At 69.9% G+C, this 19,732-nt stretch carries 16 protein-coding genes; 7 read left to right on the forward strand and 9 right to left on the reverse strand.

Features of this window, described 5'->3' with window-relative positions:
• Positions 1–119 precede the first annotated feature (119 nt).
• Both GTY96_RS18805 and GTY96_RS18810 read left to right on the forward strand, forming a co-directional pair.
• The gene (locus tag GTY96_RS18805) at positions 120–782 is read left to right on the forward strand and encodes a WD40 repeat domain-containing protein (protein WP_161665433.1); all 663 of its coding nucleotides are present in this window, start codon (positions 120–122) and stop codon (positions 780–782) included.
• Positions 783–932: 150 nt separating this feature from the next.
• A complete protein-coding gene (locus tag GTY96_RS18810; protein WP_161665434.1) occupies positions 933–3,134 on the forward strand; it encodes a PQQ-dependent sugar dehydrogenase in 2,202 nt (733 codons plus the stop codon).
• Positions 3,135–3,226: 92 nt separating this feature from the next.
• Here GTY96_RS18810 and GTY96_RS18815 read toward each other — a convergent pair whose 3' ends face one another.
• The 4 genes from GTY96_RS18815 to GTY96_RS18830 all read right to left on the reverse strand — a co-directional run bounded on the left by GTY96_RS18815 (position 3,227) and on the right by GTY96_RS18830 (position 6,800).
• Positions 3,227–3,793 (reverse strand): polymer-forming cytoskeletal protein, encoded by a 567-nt coding sequence (locus tag GTY96_RS18815; protein WP_328700936.1) that lies wholly within the window; start codon positions 3,791–3,793, stop codon positions 3,227–3,229.
• A 60-nt stretch (positions 3,794–3,853) separates the two neighbouring features.
• The gene (locus GTY96_RS18820) at positions 3,854–5,911 is read right to left on the reverse strand and encodes a cation:proton antiporter domain-containing protein (protein WP_143904734.1); all 2,058 of its coding nucleotides are present in this window, start codon (positions 5,909–5,911) and stop codon (positions 3,854–3,856) included.
• A 116-nt stretch (positions 5,912–6,027) separates the two neighbouring features.
• Complete coding sequence (locus GTY96_RS18825; RefSeq protein WP_161665435.1) at positions 6,028–6,180, reverse strand: hypothetical protein; 153 nt, start codon at positions 6,178–6,180, stop codon at positions 6,028–6,030.
• A gap of 146 nt (positions 6,181–6,326) precedes the next feature.
• Positions 6,327–6,800, reverse strand: coding sequence for a hypothetical protein (locus GTY96_RS18830; protein WP_161665436.1), 474 nt, complete (start codon positions 6,798–6,800; stop codon positions 6,327–6,329).
• Positions 6,801–7,021: 221 nt separating this feature from the next.
• Between GTY96_RS18830 and GTY96_RS18835 the strand changes: the two genes are divergently transcribed.
• The 4 genes from GTY96_RS18835 to GTY96_RS18850 all read left to right on the forward strand — a co-directional run bounded on the left by GTY96_RS18835 (position 7,022) and on the right by GTY96_RS18850 (position 12,598).
• Positions 7,022–7,888, forward strand: a complete 867-nt coding sequence (locus tag GTY96_RS18835) for a TonB family protein (RefSeq protein ID WP_161665437.1) — start codon at positions 7,022–7,024, stop codon at positions 7,886–7,888.
• 40 nt (positions 7,889–7,928) lie between these two features.
• Positions 7,929–9,263 (forward strand): PepSY-associated TM helix domain-containing protein, encoded by a 1,335-nt coding sequence (locus tag GTY96_RS18840; RefSeq protein WP_143904731.1) that lies wholly within the window; start codon positions 7,929–7,931, stop codon positions 9,261–9,263.
• 352 nt (positions 9,264–9,615) lie between these two features.
• The gene (locus tag GTY96_RS18845; RefSeq protein WP_328700937.1) at positions 9,616–11,874 is read left to right on the forward strand and encodes a TonB-dependent receptor; all 2,259 of its coding nucleotides are present in this window, start codon (positions 9,616–9,618) and stop codon (positions 11,872–11,874) included.
• Between the two features lie 43 nt (positions 11,875–11,917).
• A complete protein-coding gene (locus tag GTY96_RS18850) occupies positions 11,918–12,598 on the forward strand; it encodes a Fe2+-dependent dioxygenase (RefSeq protein ID WP_143904729.1) in 681 nt (226 codons plus the stop codon).
• A gap of 6 nt (positions 12,599–12,604) precedes the next feature.
• Here GTY96_RS18850 and GTY96_RS18855 read toward each other — a convergent pair whose 3' ends face one another.
• Positions 12,605–13,066, reverse strand: a complete 462-nt coding sequence (locus GTY96_RS18855; protein WP_143904728.1) for a universal stress protein — start codon at positions 13,064–13,066, stop codon at positions 12,605–12,607.
• Positions 13,067–13,216: 150 nt separating this feature from the next.
• Between GTY96_RS18855 and GTY96_RS18860 the strand changes: the two genes are divergently transcribed.
• Positions 13,217–14,089 carry an SDR family NAD(P)-dependent oxidoreductase gene (locus GTY96_RS18860; protein ID WP_143904727.1) on the forward strand — a complete coding sequence of 291 codons (873 nt, stop codon included), beginning with the start codon at positions 13,217–13,219 and terminating at the stop codon, positions 14,087–14,089.
• 13 nt (positions 14,090–14,102) lie between these two features.
• Here the strand turns inward: GTY96_RS18860 and GTY96_RS18865 are convergent, their stop codons facing one another.
• The 4 genes from GTY96_RS18865 to GTY96_RS18880 all read right to left on the reverse strand — a co-directional run bounded on the left by GTY96_RS18865 (position 14,103) and on the right by GTY96_RS18880 (position 19,730).
• Positions 14,103–14,897 carry a trypsin-like serine peptidase gene (locus GTY96_RS18865; protein WP_143904726.1) on the reverse strand — a complete coding sequence of 265 codons (795 nt, stop codon included), beginning with the start codon at positions 14,895–14,897 and terminating at the stop codon, positions 14,103–14,105.
• Positions 14,898–15,168: 271 nt separating this feature from the next.
• The gene (locus tag GTY96_RS18870) at positions 15,169–16,659 is read right to left on the reverse strand and encodes an FAD-dependent oxidoreductase (RefSeq protein ID WP_161665439.1); all 1,491 of its coding nucleotides are present in this window, start codon (positions 16,657–16,659) and stop codon (positions 15,169–15,171) included.
• Positions 16,656–18,002 (reverse strand): 2Fe-2S iron-sulfur cluster-binding protein, encoded by a 1,347-nt coding sequence (locus GTY96_RS18875; RefSeq protein ID WP_161665440.1) that lies wholly within the window; start codon positions 18,000–18,002, stop codon positions 16,656–16,658. The genes GTY96_RS18870 and GTY96_RS18875 overlap by 4 nt, the downstream gene beginning before the upstream one ends.
• 219 nt (positions 18,003–18,221) lie before the next feature.
• The gene (locus GTY96_RS18880; protein ID WP_161665441.1) at positions 18,222–19,730 is read right to left on the reverse strand and encodes a bactofilin family protein; all 1,509 of its coding nucleotides are present in this window, start codon (positions 19,728–19,730) and stop codon (positions 18,222–18,224) included.
• Positions 19,731–19,732: the final 2 nt, after the last annotated feature.

Genomic DNA, 19,732 nt, shown 5'->3' on the forward strand with positions numbered 1-19,732 from the left:
TTCGACATGCACGCCAGGGTCCACCGCCCCGACGCCTCACTCAACGCCTCTCAGCACGTCGTTGGCCGGACGGATACCGGGGCACGCTCCAGACCTGGTCGGTGGCGGAGGGCCGGTTGTTGTCCTCGACCGAGACTGGAGGGTCTGTCTCCAGCGCGTGCCTGTCGTCGGATGGAACGCGATTGTTACTGACGGCCTACCAGGGACGCGTCCTCCTCTGGGACCTGGAGCGGAGCTGGCTGGCGTGGCGCCAGGAAGACCCTGCGTACCACTACGGCTGCGCGCTCTCGCCGGATGGCCGGTTCGCGGCGGTGGGGCTCGCGGAGGAGCGGGACGGCGCAGCGACGCGCGCGTCCTTGCGCCTCTGGGACGGAAGGAGTGGACGGCTGCTGGAGGCCCGTACCTTCGACGCCCAGCGGACGTGGGCCGTGGCGTTCACGCCAACGGGAGACGCGCTGGTCGCCGCGACGAGCTCGGGGGAGTTGGTGTTCCTGAGCCTCCCGGGATTGGAGACCGTGCGGGTCGTCGAAGCCCCTGCCTCGGGGGCGCTGCAACTGGAGTTCAATCCGGAGGGCTCCCTGCTGGCGGCGAGTCCCGATACGAGCGCGTTCGTGGTCATCGACGTCCGGGATGGGCGCCGCCTCTTTGACTATTCAGACCTGGACGACCTGCAGGGGAGCTCCGCGAACTTCTCTCCCGACGGACGCTCCGTGTGCTGGGGAATGGACGACGGCAAGGTGGGTATCTGGGGCGTGACGCTCAATCGGCGGAGCCAATCATAACGCAGACATGGGGTTAAAAGGCCCCAGTCATCTCTTCGTCCAGCGCCACCAGGGCAATGAGCCCCCGCCAGTCGGCCCTTGCATTTGCAAGAATCTTCACCACGCAACAGTCATGACGGCCCAGCGAGGAATGACGATAGATTGTGGCCCATGCGATCATTCCTTCCCTTGCTTGCTCTGTCAGTGCTGGCGGCGACATCTTCACAAGCTGAGGAGGACTCGCCCGATCTTGAAGTTGCGCTCTGTTACATCTCCGAATCGATTTATGGGGCTACACGGATGGCATGGGCCCCGGATGACTCCGGTCGCCTGTTTGTCGTGACCATGCGCGGCGAGGTCCGCGTGATAGTGAATGGCGTGGAGTCCCCCACGGCATTCATCTCCGAGCACCTGAATCACTACGAACGACAGGGGATGCTGGGGATCGCATTCGATCCGGACTTCGCGAACAATCATTACGTCTACTTCTTCGCGGCCCTGCCGAACTTCAAGCTGCAGATCTTCCGCTATACCGACGCTGGCGGCATAGGCGTGGACCGCACTGTCATCGTGGAGGACATCCCAGCAGGGGACCTTGATTATGATGGCGGCGGTCTCACTTTCGGCCCGGACGGCATGCTGTATTTCGGAGTCGGTGACCTGCATGGCTATGGGCCCGAGGATGATCTGACCCAGCCGACTTCCAAGATCCACCGGGTGCGGCCAGATGGCACCATCCCCACGGACAATCCCTTCTACGACGGGGACGGCCCCAACGTGGACAGCACCTGGGCACGGGGCTTCCGCAACCTCTACGGGCTTGCCTTTCAACCGGGGACGGGGCGCCTCTGGGCCAACGTCTCGGGGCGGATGGCCAATCAGATTTTCAGTGTAAGCCGGGGCGATCACGGAGGTTGGGGCCCGTATGAGAACAACCAGCCCGAAGGCTATCTCGCGCCAGTGCATTCGTACCTCCCGAATGGCGTCTTTGACGAGTATCCCTTCGCGCAGCAGGCGGGCGCGGTGCGGCAGAACGGCGTCGCGACCTTCACGCTGGGGGGCACCTATTATGAGTCCTACGCTTACCGGAAGGGGACTCGACTCACGATCGTCGACGTGGAAGACCCGAGCTTCAATGGTGACTTCTATGTCACGGGGCATCCCGACAGCCGGACGTTCACCGTGGACCAGCCGGAGCCTGACGCAGTGAGCGGCGGTGGCGGCCTCCTGCGGAGGTCACAAGGCGAGTTCATCATGGGAGGCATGTTCTATGAGGGCTTGCGCTTCCCCGAAAGCTATCGCGGAAACTATCTCTTCACGGACTTCCGCGGAATGCTTCATCGAATCCGATTCGCTGCGGATGGCTCCGTGGCCACGGAGGACATCATCGTGAATCGTGAGCCTAGTGCTGGCTTCGTCGATGTGAACGAAGGGCCCGATGGCGCGTTGTATCTTCTGTCCTACCAAGGAGGGGTTCTCCGGGTAACCCCTGTGCCAGTAGCTCAAGCGCTGATCGTGTCTCCCCTCGACCTTTCCATTCCAGAGGGTGAAACAAAGACAGTCATGGTGTCCCTCGCGATGCCGCCGACGGTGGATGTCTGGGTCAAGGTGGATGTTCAAGGGGGCGAGGGAGACCTGACGGTGGCGGAGGGCGGCTCTCTTCGCTTCACGCGTGAGAACTGGAGCGTTCCCCAGTTCGTGACCTTGAGCGCGGCGCGGGACGCGGACGCGGACGTCGAGCACGCCAGCTTCACGTTCACGCCAACCCAGGCGTTTCCCGCCGTGACGGTCCAGGCCCGCACCGTGGAGGCTGAAACCCAGTCGCTCCAGGTCTCCGAGTCATCGCTGGCGATGGATGAGGGGGCGCAGGCTGCCTTCACCGTGGCCCTGGCCTACGCGACGACCGTTCCCGTGACTGTCACCGTGGCGAGGACTTCGGGGGACGCGGAGGTGTCCTTCCCCGAGGGTGCCACCCTGACGTTCGCGCCCGGCGAGGGGGAGACGCCGAAGACCGTGACGGTGGCGGCCACGCTCCCGGCGACGAGCACGGACGATACCGCCGTGCTGACGGTGTCCGCCCTGGGCCTCGAGTCGCGAGCCGTGACCGTCACCGTGCGGGCTCTGCCTGACGCCGACGCCGGCATGTCCGTGGATGCGGGAACCGGGGGCGACGCGGGTGGGGTGGATGCAGGAGCGGAGGCGGACGCAGGACCCAGGCTGGATGCAGGCTCCGGGCACGACGCCGGCACGGTGCCATCCCCCATGGAGGACGAGTCCGGAGGTTGCAGCGCTGGCGCTGCCGCGCTTCCTGTCGTCCTCGGCGGGTGGCTCATGGCAGGGCTCATGTGGAGGCCCCGTCGCATCCGCCGGTGAGGCGTCCCGCCGTTGCCTGAACGGCCGGGGGCACTGCCAGCCGGCCCCCGTCCCAGGGGAAGTGACGGGGGCCGTCCTCCAACAGGGGAGACTCAGACGTCCTTGTCACCCTTGTCGTCGTCGTCATCGAGGATGTGGCACTTCTGATCCTTGTCGAGCGCCTTGCCGATGAACTCCTTCACCAGGTCCTCGCCGTTGAGCACCAGGGAGAAGTTGACCTGCTCGCCGCCCACGTCCTCCTTCTTGTCCAGCTTGAGCTTGCCCCCCAGCGCCACCACGTCACCGTCCACGCGCGCGCCCGCGGGTACCCGCACCTCGCCGCCAATGGACACCACGTCGCCCTTCACCCGCGCGCCGGGCTCCAGGATGACGCGGCCCCGGACGGCGGCCACGTCGTTGTCCACCACCGCGCCCTTCTTCACGATGACGTCGCCGTCCACCGCGACCGCGTCCTTGATCTTCTCTCCGGGCTCGATGACCAGGTTCGTGCCCTGGACCGCCTTGCTCCCATCCTTGACGTTGATGCAGATGCGGTGGGCAGGCGCCTTCGCGGGCTCCGCGGCCAGGGCGGGCACGGCCAGCGAACAGGCGAGGAGCAGGGTCGGCAGCATCGGGCGGCGCATGTGGGAGACCTCCGGGACGCGGAAGGGGAGCGGCATGCCCTCCCTACGGCCCGCCGCGCCCCCGATTGCATCCCGGCTCCCGGACGGGGCCCCTGCTCAGCCCAGCACGCCCTTCGCCGCGTCGATGGCCTCGTGCGTCCCCGCGAGCGCCAGGATGTCCCCCGCGCGCAGCACCTCCTGCGCGCTGGGAACCAGGACGCCCTCGGTGCCCCGGCGGATGGCCAGCACCGTGGCCCCCGTCATGCCGCGCAGGTTGAGCTCCGCCAGCGTGCGGCCCACCGCCGCGCTGGCTTCGCCGAGCGCCACGGACTCCGGCTCCCCGATGCCCGGCAGCAATTGACGCACGCCGTGCAGCACGTCCGAGGACTCCTCGTCCTCGCCGCCCTTCGCGTGCGACTGGGCCGCCAGCGCCTCCACGATGACCTGGGCGCCCGCGCGCATGTGCCCCTGCAGGTGCGTGGCGCTCTTCCAGAAGGCGAAGCCCATCACGGCCAGGGACACCAGCAGCAGCACCGCGCCCGGCACGCCCGGGAGGAACGGCTGGGTGATGGCCACCACCGGCACGCTCACCATGAAGACGCTCGCCAGCTGTAGCGCCACCACCAGCATGCGGCGCGGCGCCGCCGCCAGGTCCACCTTGCCGTTCGCGGCCGCCGGGAGCGCGCCCTCCGCGAGCACGACGCCCAGCCGCCGCCCCATCCGGATGATGCCCACGCAGAAGGGCAGGGCCAGCGCCACGGCCAGCCCGATGACGATCATCGGCGTCAGCGCCTTGCCCCAGCCCATGCGCTCCTCGATGAACGCCGTCACCCGGGGCAACAGCACCGACGTGCCGATCACGATGATGGTGATGAACGCCGCGTCCAGCAGCATCAACAGGGCCATGCGCCGCACGCGCGCGCCCACCGTCTTCTGGCGCGGCGAGGTGCGCAGGTTCTCCACCCAGCTGCCGTACAGCGACGCGAACGTCTGCAACGGCGCTGGCAGCTTGCGGTCCACCCAGTTGGCGATGGGGCCCGACGCGCGGATGAACCACGGCGTCGTCAGCGTGGTGATGGCCGACACCGCCACCGCCACGGGGTAGAGGAAGGCCCCGGTCGCCTTCAGCGAGAGGCCCAGCCCCGCGATGATGAAGGAGAACTCGCCAATCTGCGACAGGCTCAGGCCCGCCTGCACCGACGTGCGCGTGCCGTTGCCCGTGAAGAACGCCCCCAGCGCCACGCTGAGGATCTTCCCCACGATGACCACGGCGGTGAGGACCGCGATGGCCGCCCAGTGCTCCCGGATGAGTGCCGGGTCGATGAGCATGCCCACCGACACGAAGAACACCGCGCCGAACAGGTCGCGAACCGGCTGCACCAGGTGCTCAATCTCCTTGCCCTCACCGGACTCCGCCACCAGCGAGCCCGCGAGGAACGCGCCCAGCGCCACCGAATAGCCGAATGACTGCGCCAGCAGCGCGATGGCGAAGCAGATGCCCACGCTGGCGACGAGCGTCGTCTCCGGCCGCTGGAGCTGGGTGATGGAGCGCATCACCCGAGGCACCACGAACAGCCCGATGCCGACGAGCCCCACGAGGAACGCGGCCAGCTTGCCCACGGTCAGCGCCAGGTCGCCCGCGGACAGTCCGGAGCCGGTGGACACCGCGGTGAGCATGGCCATCAGCAGGATGGCGATGAGGTCCTCCACGATGAGGATGCCCACCACGATGCTCCGGAGCGCGCCCCGGATGTTCTGCTCGTCGAACGCCTTCGCGATGATGGTGGTGCTGGAGATGGCGATGCAGCAGCCCGTGAACAGGCTCTCCAGCATCGTCCAGCCGAAGGCGCGGCCGGTGATGAACCCCAGCCACACCATCACGCTGCACTGGATGACGGCGGTGAGCCCCGCGGTGGGCCCCACCTGGAAGAGCCGGCGCAGGCTGAACTCCAGCCCCAGCGAGAACATCAGCAGGATGACGCCCAGCTCCGACAACGTCTGCACGATGCCTGGGTCCGCGACCAGCGGGATGGGCACGTGCGGTCCGATGATGAAGCCCGCGAGGATGTAGCCCAACACCACGGGTTGGCGCAGGCGCTGGAAGAGGACCGTGGTGACCGCCGCGACACAGAAGACGGTGGCGAGGGCTTGGAGGAACGCGTGGGCGTCGTGCATGGGGGGCGCCTCTGGGGATGGGGAAATCCCGCGCACATGCACGGGACCTCCGGGCTCGCGATGCCCGGCCCCGCCTTCAACGCGCGGGGCCGGATCCACTGGAAGTTAGGGCGGGCTCAACCGCATCGCTCGAAGGCGATGGCCCCACCGATGATGAGCAGACACAGCAGACCGCTCCAGAGCAGGCGCGCGCCCTGCCACTGATCGTGGGTGGCGCCGCCCTGAGAGGGCGGAGGGGAGGTGGGTTCGGGGTTCGGGGACGACGACATGGAAAGAGGCCTCGGGCCGCCACGATGGGTGGGCGTGCCAGGAGAAGGGTTGCGTTGGAGGCAGGGACCGCTCGCTCGGGCTCCCGGAGGTCACACCAGGAACGCTCGGGCGCGGGCCCGCGAAGACGGGATGCGAAAAAGAGCGCTCAGCCCCGCGAGGGTGGGCCCTGGGACGGACAGTTCACGGTCCGGGGGCGATCCGCCAGGGGCGTGAGCCGGGGCGGAAGCGCGCGGGCGAGCAGGCGCTGGGCGTGCGCGAGGACGCGGGCGTCGTAGCGCGCCAACAGCGCGCGCAGCGTGTCCAGCCGGGGGACGAACGGCGTCGGCGTCCGGGCGCCCACCCCTCCCGGGTCCACCTGATCGCGCGAAGCAGGCTGCGGCGCCCCGACGTGGGACGCATGGAGCAGCCCCGCTTCCCATCGTGCCTTCAGACCAGAGGGGGCTCGCGTGGCCTCCGCGCTCCGGGACGCCGCCCTCCCTCCTGACACAGGGGAGGACCCGGTCCGGGCTCCCGTCAGGCCCAGCAGGCCGGCGAGGAGCACCGCGCACACGACCGCCGCCAGGGCAATCCTGGACTCACGGAGGGCTTCACGCCCGGTGTTGGCGGGGACCTGCGTCATGGGGGCGGGGGATAAGCATGTCGCAGCGGGTGTGATACCCGGTGCACGTCGAAAAACCACGTCGGCGGAGGGCCTTTATACGCAGCGACCTCTCCACGCACCCCGGAAAATCACGCCCTTGGCGACGAATTCGTCCGCCTTTGACGCACCCGGATGATTTCAGCCGACCTACAGATTGACGTTCCTACCTTCCAGGCGGTATCCCCTTCATCCACGTGAAAATGAGAACCATTCTCAACTTCGACGAGGACCTGGGCGCGACTCCGCCGCCGCCGCCGTCCAGGACGGCGCGTGTTGATGCGATGCGCCGTCCTCCCGGGCTCTTCCAGTCCGTGGACGCCACGGCGGAGGGCGCGTGGGGCCGGTGGAGCGGGGCGATGGTAGGGGCCACCGCGGCGCACGTGGTGGCCGTGCTGGTCGGAGTGACGATCGTGAGCAGCACGCCGACGGTGGTGAAGCCGCCGGAGCCGGAGCTGGTGCTGATGGCGTACGCGCCACCGCCGCCTCCGCTGGGCGGTGGCACGCAGGCGAAGGAGCCCCCCTCGAAGGCCGTGAAGCCGGTGGCGCACAAGCCTCGCCCGAAGCCCCAGGAGCTGGTGGTTCCCGCGAAGGTGCCGGAGCCGGTGCAGGAGAAGCCCGCGCCGGTGGAGGAGGCCCCGGCCACGGAGGTGACCACGGCCGCGTCGCAGGCGCCCGCGGGCCCGGGCGTGCCGGACGGCGCGGTGGGCGGGGTCGTCGGTGGCGTGGTGGGCGGGCTGGTGGGTGGCAGGGTGGGCGGGCAGGGCTCGGCGCCGCCCATCTATTCGCCGCGCGAGGTGATGAAGCTGCCGGTGCTGTTGTCCGGCAAGCCGGAGTATCCGCGCCGCGCGCGCGAGGACGGCATCACCGGCGTGGTGATGGTGATGGTGGTGATTGGCGTGGACGGCGCGGTGGAGCAGGGCTCGCCGCGCATCCAGCGCTCGGTGCCGGGGTTGGATGAGGCCGCGCTCGAGTCCGTGGCGCAGTGGCGCTTCTCCCCGGCCCTGGGACACGACGGCGGCCCGGTGCGCGTCAAGGTCGTGATCCCCGTGAAGTTCGCCCTGAGGTAGTTCCTTCGTTCGTCAGCGCAGTTCCTTCACCGAAGCCTTCATGAATCCCAAGCTCCGCTCGATTCTCTTCTGGATCCACCTGGTGTCCGGGCTCGTTGTCGGGCTCGTCGTCGGGGTGATGTCCCTCACCGGCGTGGCGCTCGCGTTCGAGTCGCAGATCGTCGACTGGGCGGACCGCGACGCCCGCCACGCCGCCCCGCCCGAGCCGGCGACTCCCCGCCTGTCTCTGGAGGAGCTGCTCGCGAAGGTGAAAGAGGCCCGGCCCGGAGCGCAGCCTTCCGCGGTGACGGTCTACCCGGAGGCGAACAGCGTGGTGGCGGTGGCCACGGGCCGCAACGTCGCCGTCTACGTCCACCCCTACACCGGCGAGGTGCGCGAACAGGGTGCGCAGGGCTGGCGCGCGTTCTTCCAGACGATGGAGGACCTGCACCGCTGGCTCGCGACCTCTGGCGAGCAGCGCGCCGTGGGCAAGGGCATCACCGGCGTGAGCAACCTGGCCTTCCTGCTGCTGGGCATCACGGGGCTGTTCCTGTGGTGGCCGCGCAAGTGGACGCTGCGCTCCATGCGACCCACGCTGTGGTTCCGCCAGGGGCTCAAGGGCAAGGCGCGCGACTTCAACTGGCACAACGTCATCGGCTTCTGGTCGTTGCCGGTGCTGCTGGTGCTGACCACTTCCGGCGCGGTGATTTCCTACAAGTGGGCCTCGAACCTCGTCTTCACGCTCACCGGCAACCCGCCGCCGCCCGCGCAGGGGCCCATCGCCTCGCCGCCCGTGGCGGTGCCCACGCCCGCGCCGGATGCCACGCCCCAAGGCCTGGATGCCCAGTTCGCGGTGGTGATGAACCAGGTGAGCCCCTGGGAGACCATCACCTTGAAGCTGCCCACGCCGCCCAGCGGTGGGCCCCAGGGCGGCCGTCCCGAAGGCGCACCGCGAGGCGAGGGTCGCCCCGAAGGCGCACCGCGAGGCGAGGGGGGACCGCGAGGCGAGGGCCGTCCCGAAGGACGCGGCGGAGCAGGGAAGGGCGCCCCTCAGGCCAGCGCCTTCACCGTCCGCGAGCAGGACCGGTGGCCGCTCTTCTCCTCCAAGACGGTGTCGCTGGATCCCTACACGGCGCAGCCGCTGCGGACGGAGACGTACGCCGACTTCAACAGCGGTCGCAAGGTGCGCACGTGGCTGCGCTTCCTGCACACGGGCGAGGCGCTGGGGTGGGTGGGCCAGCTCGTCGCCGCGCTCGCGTCGTTCGGCGCGGTCTTCCTCGTCTACACCGGCTATGCGCTGTCCTGGCGCCGCTTCGTCCCGCGCCGCCGCGCCCAGGTGGCCACCCCCACCGTCGCGGTGCCCGCGCCAGAGGAGTCCAAGACACACGCCGCATGAATCACCGCCCATGAAACACAGCTCCCGGCGGGAGTCCGGCCCCCTGTCTGCCTAAGACATTTCTCATGAAACACCGATGAGCCCGGGGCCCGGACCGCGAGAGCGGATCCGGGCCCCGCTGTTTTCACTCCAGGGCGTGTGGCATTCGCCCTGCTGATACATCGCAGTGTCCGACACATCCTCTGGAGGCCAATCACAGTCATCACAAGGGAAGAAAATTCTTGTCACGCAAATCAGCATCCTGCATATGAGAATCATTCTCATTTAGGATTTCTTCCTCCCGAGGGGACACGTGCCCACATCCAAGCCCGGTCGTACTGGTATCCGCTCATCGCATGGCAACCCTGGAGGCGTGCGCGGCGCGCTGTGGCCCTGGGGGCCCGCCGCCGTCGGCCTCGCGTCCGCGTTGGCCGCGGGAAGCGCGGTGGCGCAGGAGCCGGCAGCGGCGGCGGGCGAATCCGCGGCCCCGGTGCAGGAGTCTCGTCCGGCGGAGGCGCCGCCCGCCGCGCAGGAGCCGGTCCCCGCCACCGCGGCGGCTCCGGCTGGCGAGGATGACGCCTACGTGCTGCCAGAGGTGTCGGTGGAGGGCGAGGCGTCGAAGTACAACGCCACGCAGCCGGGAGTCACCCGCCTGCCCAAGGCGATTGTCGACACGCCGCAGACCATCACGGTGGTGCCGGAGCGGGTCATCCAGGAGCAGCAGGCGACCACGCTGCGCGATGCCCTGCGCAATGTGTCGGGCATCACGGTGACCGTGGGCGAGGGTGGCCGCCAGGGTGACTCCTTCTCGCTGCGCGGCTTCTCCGCCCAGACGGACACGCTGCGTGACGGGGTGCGCGACCTGGGCTGGTACACGCGCGACACGTTCAACCTGGAGGGCGTGGAGGTCTACTTCGGCCCGTCGTCGGTGGTGTTCGGCCGCGGCTCCACGGGCGGCGCCATCAACCTGGTGACGAAGAAGCCGAAGAAGACGTCCTTCCAGGACCTGCGCCTGACGGCCGGAACGGCGCCCTCGGGTCGCATCGAGGCGGACATCAACGAGGCCCTCAACGACACGGTGCAGGTGCGCGTGAGCGCCACCGGCCAGCTGGCGGACGTGGCGGGCCGCGACGTGGTGCAGGAGAACCGGGCGGGCATCTCCCCGTCGGTGCGCGTCGCGCTGAGCGAGAAGGCGTCCCTGGAGCTGGACTACTTCTACCAGCGTGAGCACAGCATCCCGGACTACGGCCACCCGTACTTCAACGGGGCGCCCGTCTCCACCAGCCTGGATGTGCCGCGCAGCGCCTGGTACGGCGTGGAGGGCTCCGACCGGGAGCGCGTGAACGTCCACATCGGCACGGGCCGGTTCCTCTACCTGTTCGGCGGGGGCTCGCAGCTCACCAATACGCTGCGCTACGGCGGCGTGGATCGCTTCTCCCGGCCCACCTCGCCGCGCGGCCTCACGCCCGCGAACGCCCCCACGACCATCGGCCGCGAGCGCTACGAGACGTCGACGGACAACACGTACCTGGCCAACCAGACGGACCTGCGCGGCGTCTTCCAGACCGGCTTCCTCAAGCACACCGCCAACGTGGGCCTGGAGCTGACGCGGGAGTTCCGCGACCAGTACCGCAACAACCTGCGCGCCACCGGGCTGCCCACCGGGCCGAACGTCCCCGCGGACCTCTATGATCCGGATCCGCGGCCGGACCTGTCCGCCGTGTCGACCACGTTCAGCTCGTCCAGCAAGACGCGGCAGTGGACGGTGGGCGCGTACGCCGCGGATCAGATCGAGCTGTCGCGCTTCTTCGAAGTGCTGGGCTCGCTGCGCTACGACATCTTCCGCACCGACTACACGTCGGTGAACGCCGCGCAGGAGTCCACGCGGCTGGAGAACAAGGACCACCTGTTCAACTGGCGCGTCGGCGCGGTGGCGCACCCGGCGGAGAAGACGAGCATCTACGCGATGTACGGCACGTCCTCCAACCCGTCCGCGGAGGTGGGGACGCTCAGCTCGGGCCAGGAGCGCCTGGACCCGGAGAAGAACGAGACCTTCGAGCTGGGCGCCAAGGCGGATGTCGTCGCCGAGCGGCTGTCGGTGAGCGCGTCGATCTTCCGCACCGACAAGAAGAACGCCCGCGTGGCGAACCCCGACCCCACCGGCCCCGCCACCATCCTGGAGGGCGCGCAGCGGGTGCAGGGCTTCAACGCGGGCATCGCGGGCACGGTGCTGCCGCGCTGGAACGTGTTCGCCAACTACACGTTCCTCGACTCGGAGATCCGCGACAACCCCAACGCCTTCCTGGTGGGACAGCGGCTGCCCAGCACCCCGAAGCACAGCGTGTCGCTGTGGACGACCTACGGCATCACGGACGCGCTCACCGTTGGCGGCGGCGCCGTCTACCAGGACGTCACCGCGGTGAACAACCCGGCCAACGAGACCGCGGTGCTCAACAAGGTGCCCAACTTCTGGCGCTTCGACGCGTTCGCCAGCTACGCGTTCACGAAGGTGGACGTGCAGCTCAACGTCTACAACCTCACGGACGCGCTCTACTACGACGCCTACTACTCCGCACAGGCCACCCCGGCGGACGCCCGCTCGGCGCTGCTGTCCGCGCGCGTGCGATTCTAGAGGCCTCGGCGCCGCCCGGCCCGGGCCCAGGAGGACGTTCATCATGATGGTGCACATCCCGCAGGTCCTCACGCCCGAGCAGGTGTCTCACTGCCGCGCCGTCTTCCAGAAGGCGGCGTGGGAGGACGGCCGCGCCACCGCCGGCAAGCAGTCCGCGCAGGTGAAGAAGAACCTCCAGCTTCCGGAAGGAAGCCCCGCGGCGCGGGAGCTGGGGGACCTGGTGCTGGCCGGGCTGGAGCAGAGCCCGCTCTTCATCTCCGCCGTGCTGCCCCAGCGCGTCTTCCCGCCGCTGTTCAACCGCTACGAGCCGGGCATGGACTTCGGCTCGCACGTGGACAACGCCATCCGGCCGCTGGCGGGCACCTCCCTGCGCATCCGCACGGACGTGTCCGCCACGCTCTTCCTCAGCGAGCCGGACAGCTACGACGGCGGGGAGCTGGTGGTGGAGGACACCTACGGCAACCACTCCGCGAAGCTGCCCGCGGGGGACCTCATCGTCTACCCGTCCACCAGCCTGCACCACGTCACCCCGGTGACGCGCGGCGTGCGGCTGGCGTCGTTCTTCTGGGTGCAGAGCATGGTGCGGGACGCGGGCCAGCGCGCGCTGCTCTTCGACATGGACACGTCCATCATGCAGCTCACCCGCGAGGTGCCGAAGAGCCCCGCGCTGGTGATGCTCACGGGCGTGTACCACAACCTCCTGCGCCAATGGGCGGAGCCCTGAGGCCGGCTACCGCGGCGTGACGTGCAGGGTGAGCACCGGGCACACCGCGCGGCCCACCACCTTCTGCGCCACGCTGCCCAGCAGCATGCGGGTGAGGCCCTTGCGCTGGTGGGTACCCATCACGATGAGGTCGTACTTCCCGCGCTCGGCCTCCTCCAGCACCACGTTGCCCGCCTCGCCAATCACCACCCGGTGGGCCAGCGCCACCGGCGCGCTGCCGTCCACCGCGCGCAGCAGCGCCTCCAGCTCCTTGCCCGCGGTGTCGCGCGCCATCGACTCCAGCGCGTTCGCGTCCCAGCCGGGCGAGGCCACCAGCAGGTCGGGCGCCACGTACTGCGGCGGCTCCCACGCGTGGATGATGTCCACCGTCGCCCCGAAGGGCCGGGCGAGTTGGAGCGCGTAGTCCACGATGGAACGGGACCCGTCCTTCAGGTCCACGGGCACGAGGATGCGTGACGGGCCAGCCATGGGTGTCCTCCTCCTGCGACGACAATGAACAGGTAGTGATTGCCCCGCCCGGGGGCAAGCAGGCGCTCAGGGGAGGCCAGGCGACGGGGCGGGCACGCAAGGTCGCCCGGGCGTGGACACCTTCCAGGCAGTCAGAGGTTCTGCCCCCATATGCGCCCTCCCATCGACAACGGTACCGTGCTCATCATCGGCGCTGCTGGCGGCATCGGCCGCGAGCTTGCCCGGCTGCTCTCTCCCCGCGTCCGGACGTTGGTGCTCGTCGGGCGCGACGTGGAGGACCTGGGCGCACTGCGCGACGAGCTGCTTGCCCGCAACCCCACCCTGGGGGTGATGCTCCAGGCCTGCCGGCTGGATGATCCGCGCGCCGTGGACGCGCTGTTCGAACACCTGGAGCAGCACTTCATCCGCGTGGACGTGCTCATCAACAACGCGGACTACGCCTCCAGCGGGCTGTACGTGGACGAGCGCTGGAAGCGCATCGAGGAGCTGGTGCAGGCGAACGTCCTGGCCCCCGCGATGCTCACGCACCGCCTGCTGGGCCCCATGCTCGAGCGGGGGCGGGGCGGAATCCTCACCATCGGCTCGGGTGCGGCGCGGCTGTTCCTGCCGGGCGCGGTGGCGTTCGCCGCCACGCAGCGCTTCCTGGACGGCTTCAGCGAATCGCTGCGCCTGGAGCTGAAGGACGCGGGCATCCCCGTCACCTTCGTGGCCCCGGGCCCGCTGGCGCTGGGGCCGCACCTGGAGGGCGAGCTGCCGCCGTTCTTCGAGTTGTCGCTGCACCAGTGCGCCCGCGAGGCCCTGGCGGGCTTCGAGCGGGGCGAGGCGCTGGTGTACCCGGGCCTGGGCCACCGGTGGGTGATGCGGCTGTTGCGCCTGCTGCCGCGCTCCTTCAAGCGCGGCCTGGGGCGGCTGGCCCTGGGCGGCCTGCGGCGCAGGCTGCTGCTGAATCCTTCCGAGCCCGGCAAGGGCGCGCCCCCGCGGCCGGTGCTGCTGGCCGGGGGGGAGCCCTCGTCGGCGACGTGAGGCGAAGGACGGCCTACAGGCCGATCTCCGCGAGGCGGGCCTTCACGCGCGTGGCCTTCACGCCGGTGTTGGCCGTGCCGCGGCCCTGCGAATTGCCGCCGATGCCAATGTGGTGCAGCGCCACCACCTGGTTCGTGGACGTGGAGAGGACGGGCGAGCCGGACGAGCCGCCCAGCGTGTCCGCGTCGTAGGAGATGTCCGTGGTGCTGTAGTTGCCGTTGAGCACCTTGCCCGGCGAGGACTTCTTCGTCGGCACGCAGGTGCTGTCCGTGTAGTAGTCGCAGTTCTGGTTGATGACGTACACGGTGCTGCTCGTCGCCGCGTTGGTGCTGGAGACGGTGAGGAAGCCGTACACCTGGCCGGGCAGCTGGCCGTCGACGGCCGAGCAGCGCAGCGCGGTCATGTCATCGCCGCTCCACGTCTTGATGAACGTGGCGCACGGGTACCAGACGCGCGAGGCGGACGCGACGCCGTCCTCGTAGTTGAACGACACCCGGGCGCCCACCGCGTCCGCGCTGCTGCCGATGCAGTGGTTGTTGGTGATGACCACGTCGTTGGACACGAGCCACGCCGTGCAGCGGGTGCCCGCCGCGGGGATGGAGAGGTAGCCCACCGGCAGGGACTTCGCGCGCTGCGTGCCCGTGAGGGACGTGGCGCTCACCCAGTTCAGCGACCCGACGATGACGGTCGACTCCTGCGACGCCAGCGGGCCCTTCGGCTCCGCGTTCGGCACGTCCAGGGGCTCCATGGAACCACACGCCGTCAGGCCCATCACCAGCATCGCACCCACGAGCTTCTTCGCGACCATCCGAAACCTCCTCGCGCGGCATTGCGCGGCGGAGGCCAAGGCACGACGCGTGCCACGGCCCGTCCCAGAGGAGGGCCGCCGTCACGCGAGCGCACGGGTGGTGCGTGGATGCTCCGCGCAACCCGGTTGCGTTTGTAAAGAAACGTCACATCCCCGCGCGAATCCCCAGCCATCCCGGGGGTTTGCGTGAATTTCAAGGAAGTGGAGTTTTCGCGGACAAGCGGCACCCGCCCTGTCGCGAGAGGAGACAGGGCGGGGCGGGTGGGGCGCTTCAGCCGATGATCATGTCCTCGCGCTCGAGGGTGCCTTCCTCGAAGCGGCGGAGGCTGAAGCGGGTGAAGAGGTCGTCGGAGGCGCCGGAGGTCATCCACTGGGCCATGCGCTCGGCGACGGCGGGGGCCATCATGAAGCCGTGGCCCACGAAGCCGGACAGCTGGAGCAGGTTGTCCAGGCCGGGGGTGCGGCCCAGGATGGGGTTGTTGTCCGGGGTGACGTCGTAGAGGCCGCCCCACTGGCGCAGCACCTTCACCTGGCCCACGTGGGGCAGCTGCTCCGTGAGGGCGCGGGCGAAGCGCGCCACGAAGCGCAGGGTGCTGCCCATGTTGGGCCCGGAGGGTTCCTTCGGGTCGCCCATGCCGCCCACGATCTCTCCGCGCATGGACTGGCTGAAGTAGAGGCCCGTGTCGAGCACGGACACCAGGGGCGACAGGAAGGGCTTGAGCGGTTCGGTGCTGAGGATCTCGTGCCGGTGCGGTTCGTTGGGCAGCGTCACGTCCGCCAGCTTCGCCACCTGGGGGCTCCACGCGCCGGAGGCGAGCACGACGGTGTCGCAGGCGATGTCGCCCCGGTCCGTCTTCACCTTGCGCACCTGGCCGTTGCTGGTCTCGAAGCCGAGGACGTTGGTGTACGTCTCCACCTTCACGCCGCGCTTCACGCAGCCCTGCGCGTAGCCCCACAGGAAGGCCCAGGGGAAGATGACGCCGTCCTCCGGGTTGTAGGCCGCGGTGACGCAGTCCTTCAGCGTCAGGCCCGGGACGATGTCGCGCGCCGCGTCCGGGGTGATGATGCGCGTGGGCACGCCGTACTTGTTGTGGAGGACGGCGTTGCGCTCCAGCCGGTACGCGGTGTCCTTGCGCTTGGCGAGAAAGAGGTAGCCGCCCTGGCGCAGCCACACGTTGACGCCCAGGTCGCGCGCGAAGCCCTTCATCAGGTCGATGGAGCGCTTGGCCAGCTCGATGAGCGCGGGCGTGCCCCACTGCATGCGCACGCCGCCGCCGTTGCGGCCGGACGCGCCGGCGCACAGGTAGCCGCGCTCCAGCACCACGACGTCCGTCTCGCCGCGCAGGGCCAGGTTGTACGCCAGCGACAGGCCCATGATGCCGCCGCCGATGATGACCACCTTCGCCTTCTGGGGCACCGGCCCCGCCGGGCGCAGCGCGGACGGGAAGTGCTCCAGCTCCTGGGGCACGCCGCCCATGGGCGGGACGGACTCATCCACGGGGGCGCTCGCCAGCAGGCGCAGCTCCGTGGGGTACAGCGGCGGGCGGGGCGTGAAGGGCACCACCGCCTCCGGCTTCAGCGCCTGGGCCTTCTGCTGGAGCAGCGCGGCCACCGCGGAGTGGCAGCTCTTGCCCTGGCAGATGCCGGTGCCGAAGCCCGTGTAGCGCTTCACCGACTCCACGTCGTGGTAGCCGCGCTCGATGGCGTGCTCCACGTCGGTGACGGTCACGTCCTCGCAGGTACAGACGAGCGCCTTGCTCATGACAGCCCTCCCATCAGCGCCTGGGCCGCCCGCGCGCCCATGGCCGCGGCGTCCTTCGCCGAGCCCGGCTTCGCCACGTCGCCCGCGACGAACACGTCACCGGCCTGCGTGCGTCCGTCCGCGTCCGCCTCCACATGGAAGTGGCCCGCGTTCGCGTCGAACTCCACCTTCGCGCCGCCCTGTCGCGCCAGCTCGAACCCCGGCGTCACCGGCACCGACACCACGAGGGCGTCGCACGCCACCTTCTGCTTGCGGCCCCCCTGCGGCGTGAAGCTCAACGCCGTCACCGCGCGCAGGCCGTGGGCCTTGAGCCCGTCGCCCACGCAGGCCTTCGGGTGCGCGTTCGCGGGCAGCGGGCCCTTCAGGTCCACCACCGCCGCGATCTCCACGCCGCGCTGGGTGAACAGGTGCGCCAGCGCGTGCAGCTCCGGACCGTGGCCCACCAGCGCCGCGACCTCCGGGGCCACGTCGTGGCGGCGCAGCAGCAGGCTCGCCGCGCGGCCCGCGAACACGCCGGGCAGGTCGTTGTTCTCGAAGGGGAGGGTGGGGGGATGGCCGCCCACCGTCAGCAGGAAGCGCTTCGCGTAGACCTTCAGGAGCCGCAGGTTCCCCGCCTCCTGTGACGCGACGGCGAGGTAGCGGCCATGCTCGTCGTCATACAAGCCGATGGCGGTGGCCTGGCACACGATGCTCCCCTTCGGGAACGCGGTGGCCTCTGGAACGAAGGGCGCGCCGTCCTCCGGCGCGCCGTGCACGAGCCGTCCGCCCAGCGCCGGGTCGCGCTCGAAGAGCATGAAGGCCACGCCCTGGCCGGCCAGCACCCGCGCCGCCTCCAGGCCCGCCGCGCCTCCGCCCACCACCGCGACCGGGGTGTGGTAGGTGCGCGAGGGCAGCGGCTCCGGCCCGGTCTCCTTCGGAAGCAGGCCCAGGCCCGCCAGCTGCCGGGCCACGCGCGCCATCACGTCCTCCGCCACCGGCACGCCCGCGAACATCTCGTGGTGATCCAGGCGCTTGGGGAAGAACCAGTCGATGGTCTCGAAGATGTCCACCTTCGCGGACGGGTACGCGTTCTGCCGCTCCAGCCGCATGCCCTCCTTCGCGGGGGTGCGGCAGGTGTAGACGTTGGGAAGCCCGTCCACGCGCATGAGGCAGTGCGAGCAGGCCGCGGCGAAGCAGTACGGCCCGCGCGGGCGGTGGTACTTCACGGAGCGGGAGAGGACGTTCTCGCCCGCGGCGATGAGGGAGCACGCCACCGGCTCACCTTCGATGGCGGGGATGCTCTCGCCCTCGAGGTCCACGGTGATGGCCCTGCCGCGCGGGGTTGCGTCTGGGAGGCGTCGCATGGGTGCCGCGCAAAATGGCGCACCGGACGGGAGCGGTCAAAGCCTGTCCACGGCCGCACGCCTGCCGCCAACCCCTACACCTGACAGCGCAGGTGATGGCGCGCGCGCCCGGCACTTGTTGGAGAAGGAAAAGCCCCACTCCCGGTGCGCGGGGAGCGGGGCTTCGAGAGAAACGATGCTGCGCTGTGACAATTCCGGGTGGCCTTGAGGCCGGGTGCGTCAAACCGGTTCTTCGCGCCGGGGGAAGAGCGGCTCTGGCATGCCCGGGGGGCGGTAGCCGAAGCGCGAGCGGATGACGGCGCCGAAGGCCAGCGGGATGAGGAGAAGGTTGAGAAGGATGCCCACCACCGGGATGTGGCTGACGACGAGGAGGATCCCCAACCCCAGGGCCAGCACCAGCGCCTGCGTCTTCCGGCCGCGCATCACCGGCAGATGCGTTCCCAGCTCGCTTGCGAGGGCCGCGTAGCCCAGCGCCGTGCCCAGCGTGGAGGCGATCAGGAGGGCGAGCGCCACGGGGATGCCGATGAGGGTGACGCACAGGACGACGGTCAGCGGGATGAGCGCCAGCGAGCCGAGCACCCCCACGAAGAGGTTCTTGTTGGGGCGGGCGCGGATCTCCTCGCCCAGCTCCTTCATGCGCGCCGGGAAGAACATCTGCCCCAGGAAGCCCAGGCCGAAGAGCAGCGCGAACTCGAGGATGAACCAGGCCAGGCTGCTGCCTCCGCCGTCATGGTCGTCATCGTCGTCGCTATCGCGCGCGGGGGCGTCGTGGCTCCGGCTGTCCCGCAGGCCGCGCTTGATCTCTCCGCTCAACATGCGGCCCAGCCCCGCGCCGCCGAAGGACTCCAAGCTGCCCGACACATTGGCGCCGTCCGCCTTCTGCACCTGACCGCCGAAGGCGGACACGTCGCCGTCCACCTCCGCGTCCGGCCCCAGGATGACGTTGCCGCCGAAGGAGTGGGCGTCGCCGTCCACGTGGCCGTGGATCTCCAGGTTGCCGCCGAAGGCGACCGCGTCGCCCTCCACGGTGCCCCGGACGATGAGGTTGCCGCCGTAGACGACCGCGCTCTCCACGGACTCGCCCTGCTTCACCTCCAGGTTCTGTCCGCGCGCCACCACGTCCCTGGCGCCGCGCTTGCTCCGCTTATGCCGGTAGTTGTCGCGGAAGTTGCGGAGCTCCTCGCGGATGCGCTGCTTGGCCGCCTCCGCCTCCTCCTTCGCGGCCTGCTTCGCCTCCTCGCGCGCCTGGGCAAGGTCCTCGGCGGAGTCCTCGGACTCGTCGGACTCCGCGTCCGCGGCGGACGTGTCCGGCGCCGGGGGCGGCGGCGTGGCGGCCACCGCCGGGGGCGTTGGCGCCGGCGGGGCGCTCACGGTGGCCGTGCCCGCCTCCTTCTCCCGGGCCGTGAGCGGGCGCAGGGTGAAGATGGAGCCGTCCTGCTCCAAGCGGAGCGAGTACGCGCGGGCCACGGTGCGCAGGGCCTGTTCGGCGCTGATGCCGCGCAGGCGCACCTCCGCGGGGGTGTCCAGGTCGCCGGTGACGACGAGGTTCAAGCCGCCCTTCTCCGCGATGGACTTGAGCGCGTCACGCAGGGAGCCACGGAAGCTCACGTCGATGGTGCGGGCGGGAGCGGCGGCGGAGGCGGCGGTCGGAGCCGGGGGGGCTTCCGCGAGGGCGAGGGGGGCGCCGAGCAGGAGCGTGGGAAGCAGCAGGCGGGGGAGGATCTTCATGG

It is taken from the genome of Corallococcus silvisoli, assembly GCF_009909145.1.
Lineage (GTDB): Bacteria > Myxococcota > Myxococcia > Myxococcales > Myxococcaceae > Corallococcus > Corallococcus silvisoli.

What these genes read in the sequence shown, in the direction of transcription:
- GTY96_RS18830 (WP_161665436.1), bottom strand. Translation starts at nt 6,800, where the DNA reads ATGACGCAGGTCCCCGCCAACACCGGGCGTGAAGCCCTCCGTGAGTCC.
- GTY96_RS18840 (WP_143904731.1), top strand. Translation starts at nt 7,929, where the DNA reads ATGAATCCCAAGCTCCGCTCGATTCTCTTCTGGATCCACCTGGTGTCC.
- GTY96_RS18870 (WP_161665439.1), bottom strand. Translation starts at nt 16,659, where the DNA reads ATGAGCAAGGCGCTCGTCTGTACCTGCGAGGACGTGACCGTCACCGAC.
- GTY96_RS18810 (WP_161665434.1), top strand. Translation starts at nt 933, where the DNA reads ATGCGATCATTCCTTCCCTTGCTTGCTCTGTCAGTGCTGGCGGCGACA.
- GTY96_RS18865 (WP_143904726.1), bottom strand. Translation starts at nt 14,897, where the DNA reads ATGGTCGCGAAGAAGCTCGTGGGTGCGATGCTGGTGATGGGCCTGACG.
- GTY96_RS18825 (WP_161665435.1), bottom strand. Translation starts at nt 6,180, where the DNA reads ATGTCGTCGTCCCCGAACCCCGAACCCACCTCCCCTCCGCCCTCTCAG.
- GTY96_RS18850 (WP_143904729.1), top strand. Translation starts at nt 11,918, where the DNA reads ATGATGGTGCACATCCCGCAGGTCCTCACGCCCGAGCAGGTGTCTCAC.
- GTY96_RS18815 (WP_328700936.1), bottom strand. Translation starts at nt 3,793, where the DNA reads ATGCCGCTCCCCTTCCGCGTCCCGGAGGTCTCCCACATGCGCCGCCCG.
- GTY96_RS18835 (WP_161665437.1), top strand. Translation starts at nt 7,022, where the DNA reads ATGAGAACCATTCTCAACTTCGACGAGGACCTGGGCGCGACTCCGCCG.
- GTY96_RS18880 (WP_161665441.1), bottom strand. Translation starts at nt 19,730, where the DNA reads ATGAAGATCCTCCCCCGCCTGCTGCTTCCCACGCTCCTGCTCGGCGCC.
- GTY96_RS18860 (WP_143904727.1), top strand. Translation starts at nt 13,217, where the DNA reads ATGCGCCCTCCCATCGACAACGGTACCGTGCTCATCATCGGCGCTGCT.
- GTY96_RS18820 (WP_143904734.1), bottom strand. Translation starts at nt 5,911, where the DNA reads ATGCACGACGCCCACGCGTTCCTCCAAGCCCTCGCCACCGTCTTCTGT.
- GTY96_RS18855 (WP_143904728.1), bottom strand. Translation starts at nt 13,066, where the DNA reads ATGGCTGGCCCGTCACGCATCCTCGTGCCCGTGGACCTGAAGGACGGG.
- GTY96_RS18875 (WP_161665440.1), bottom strand. Translation starts at nt 18,002, where the DNA reads ATGCGACGCCTCCCAGACGCAACCCCGCGCGGCAGGGCCATCACCGTG.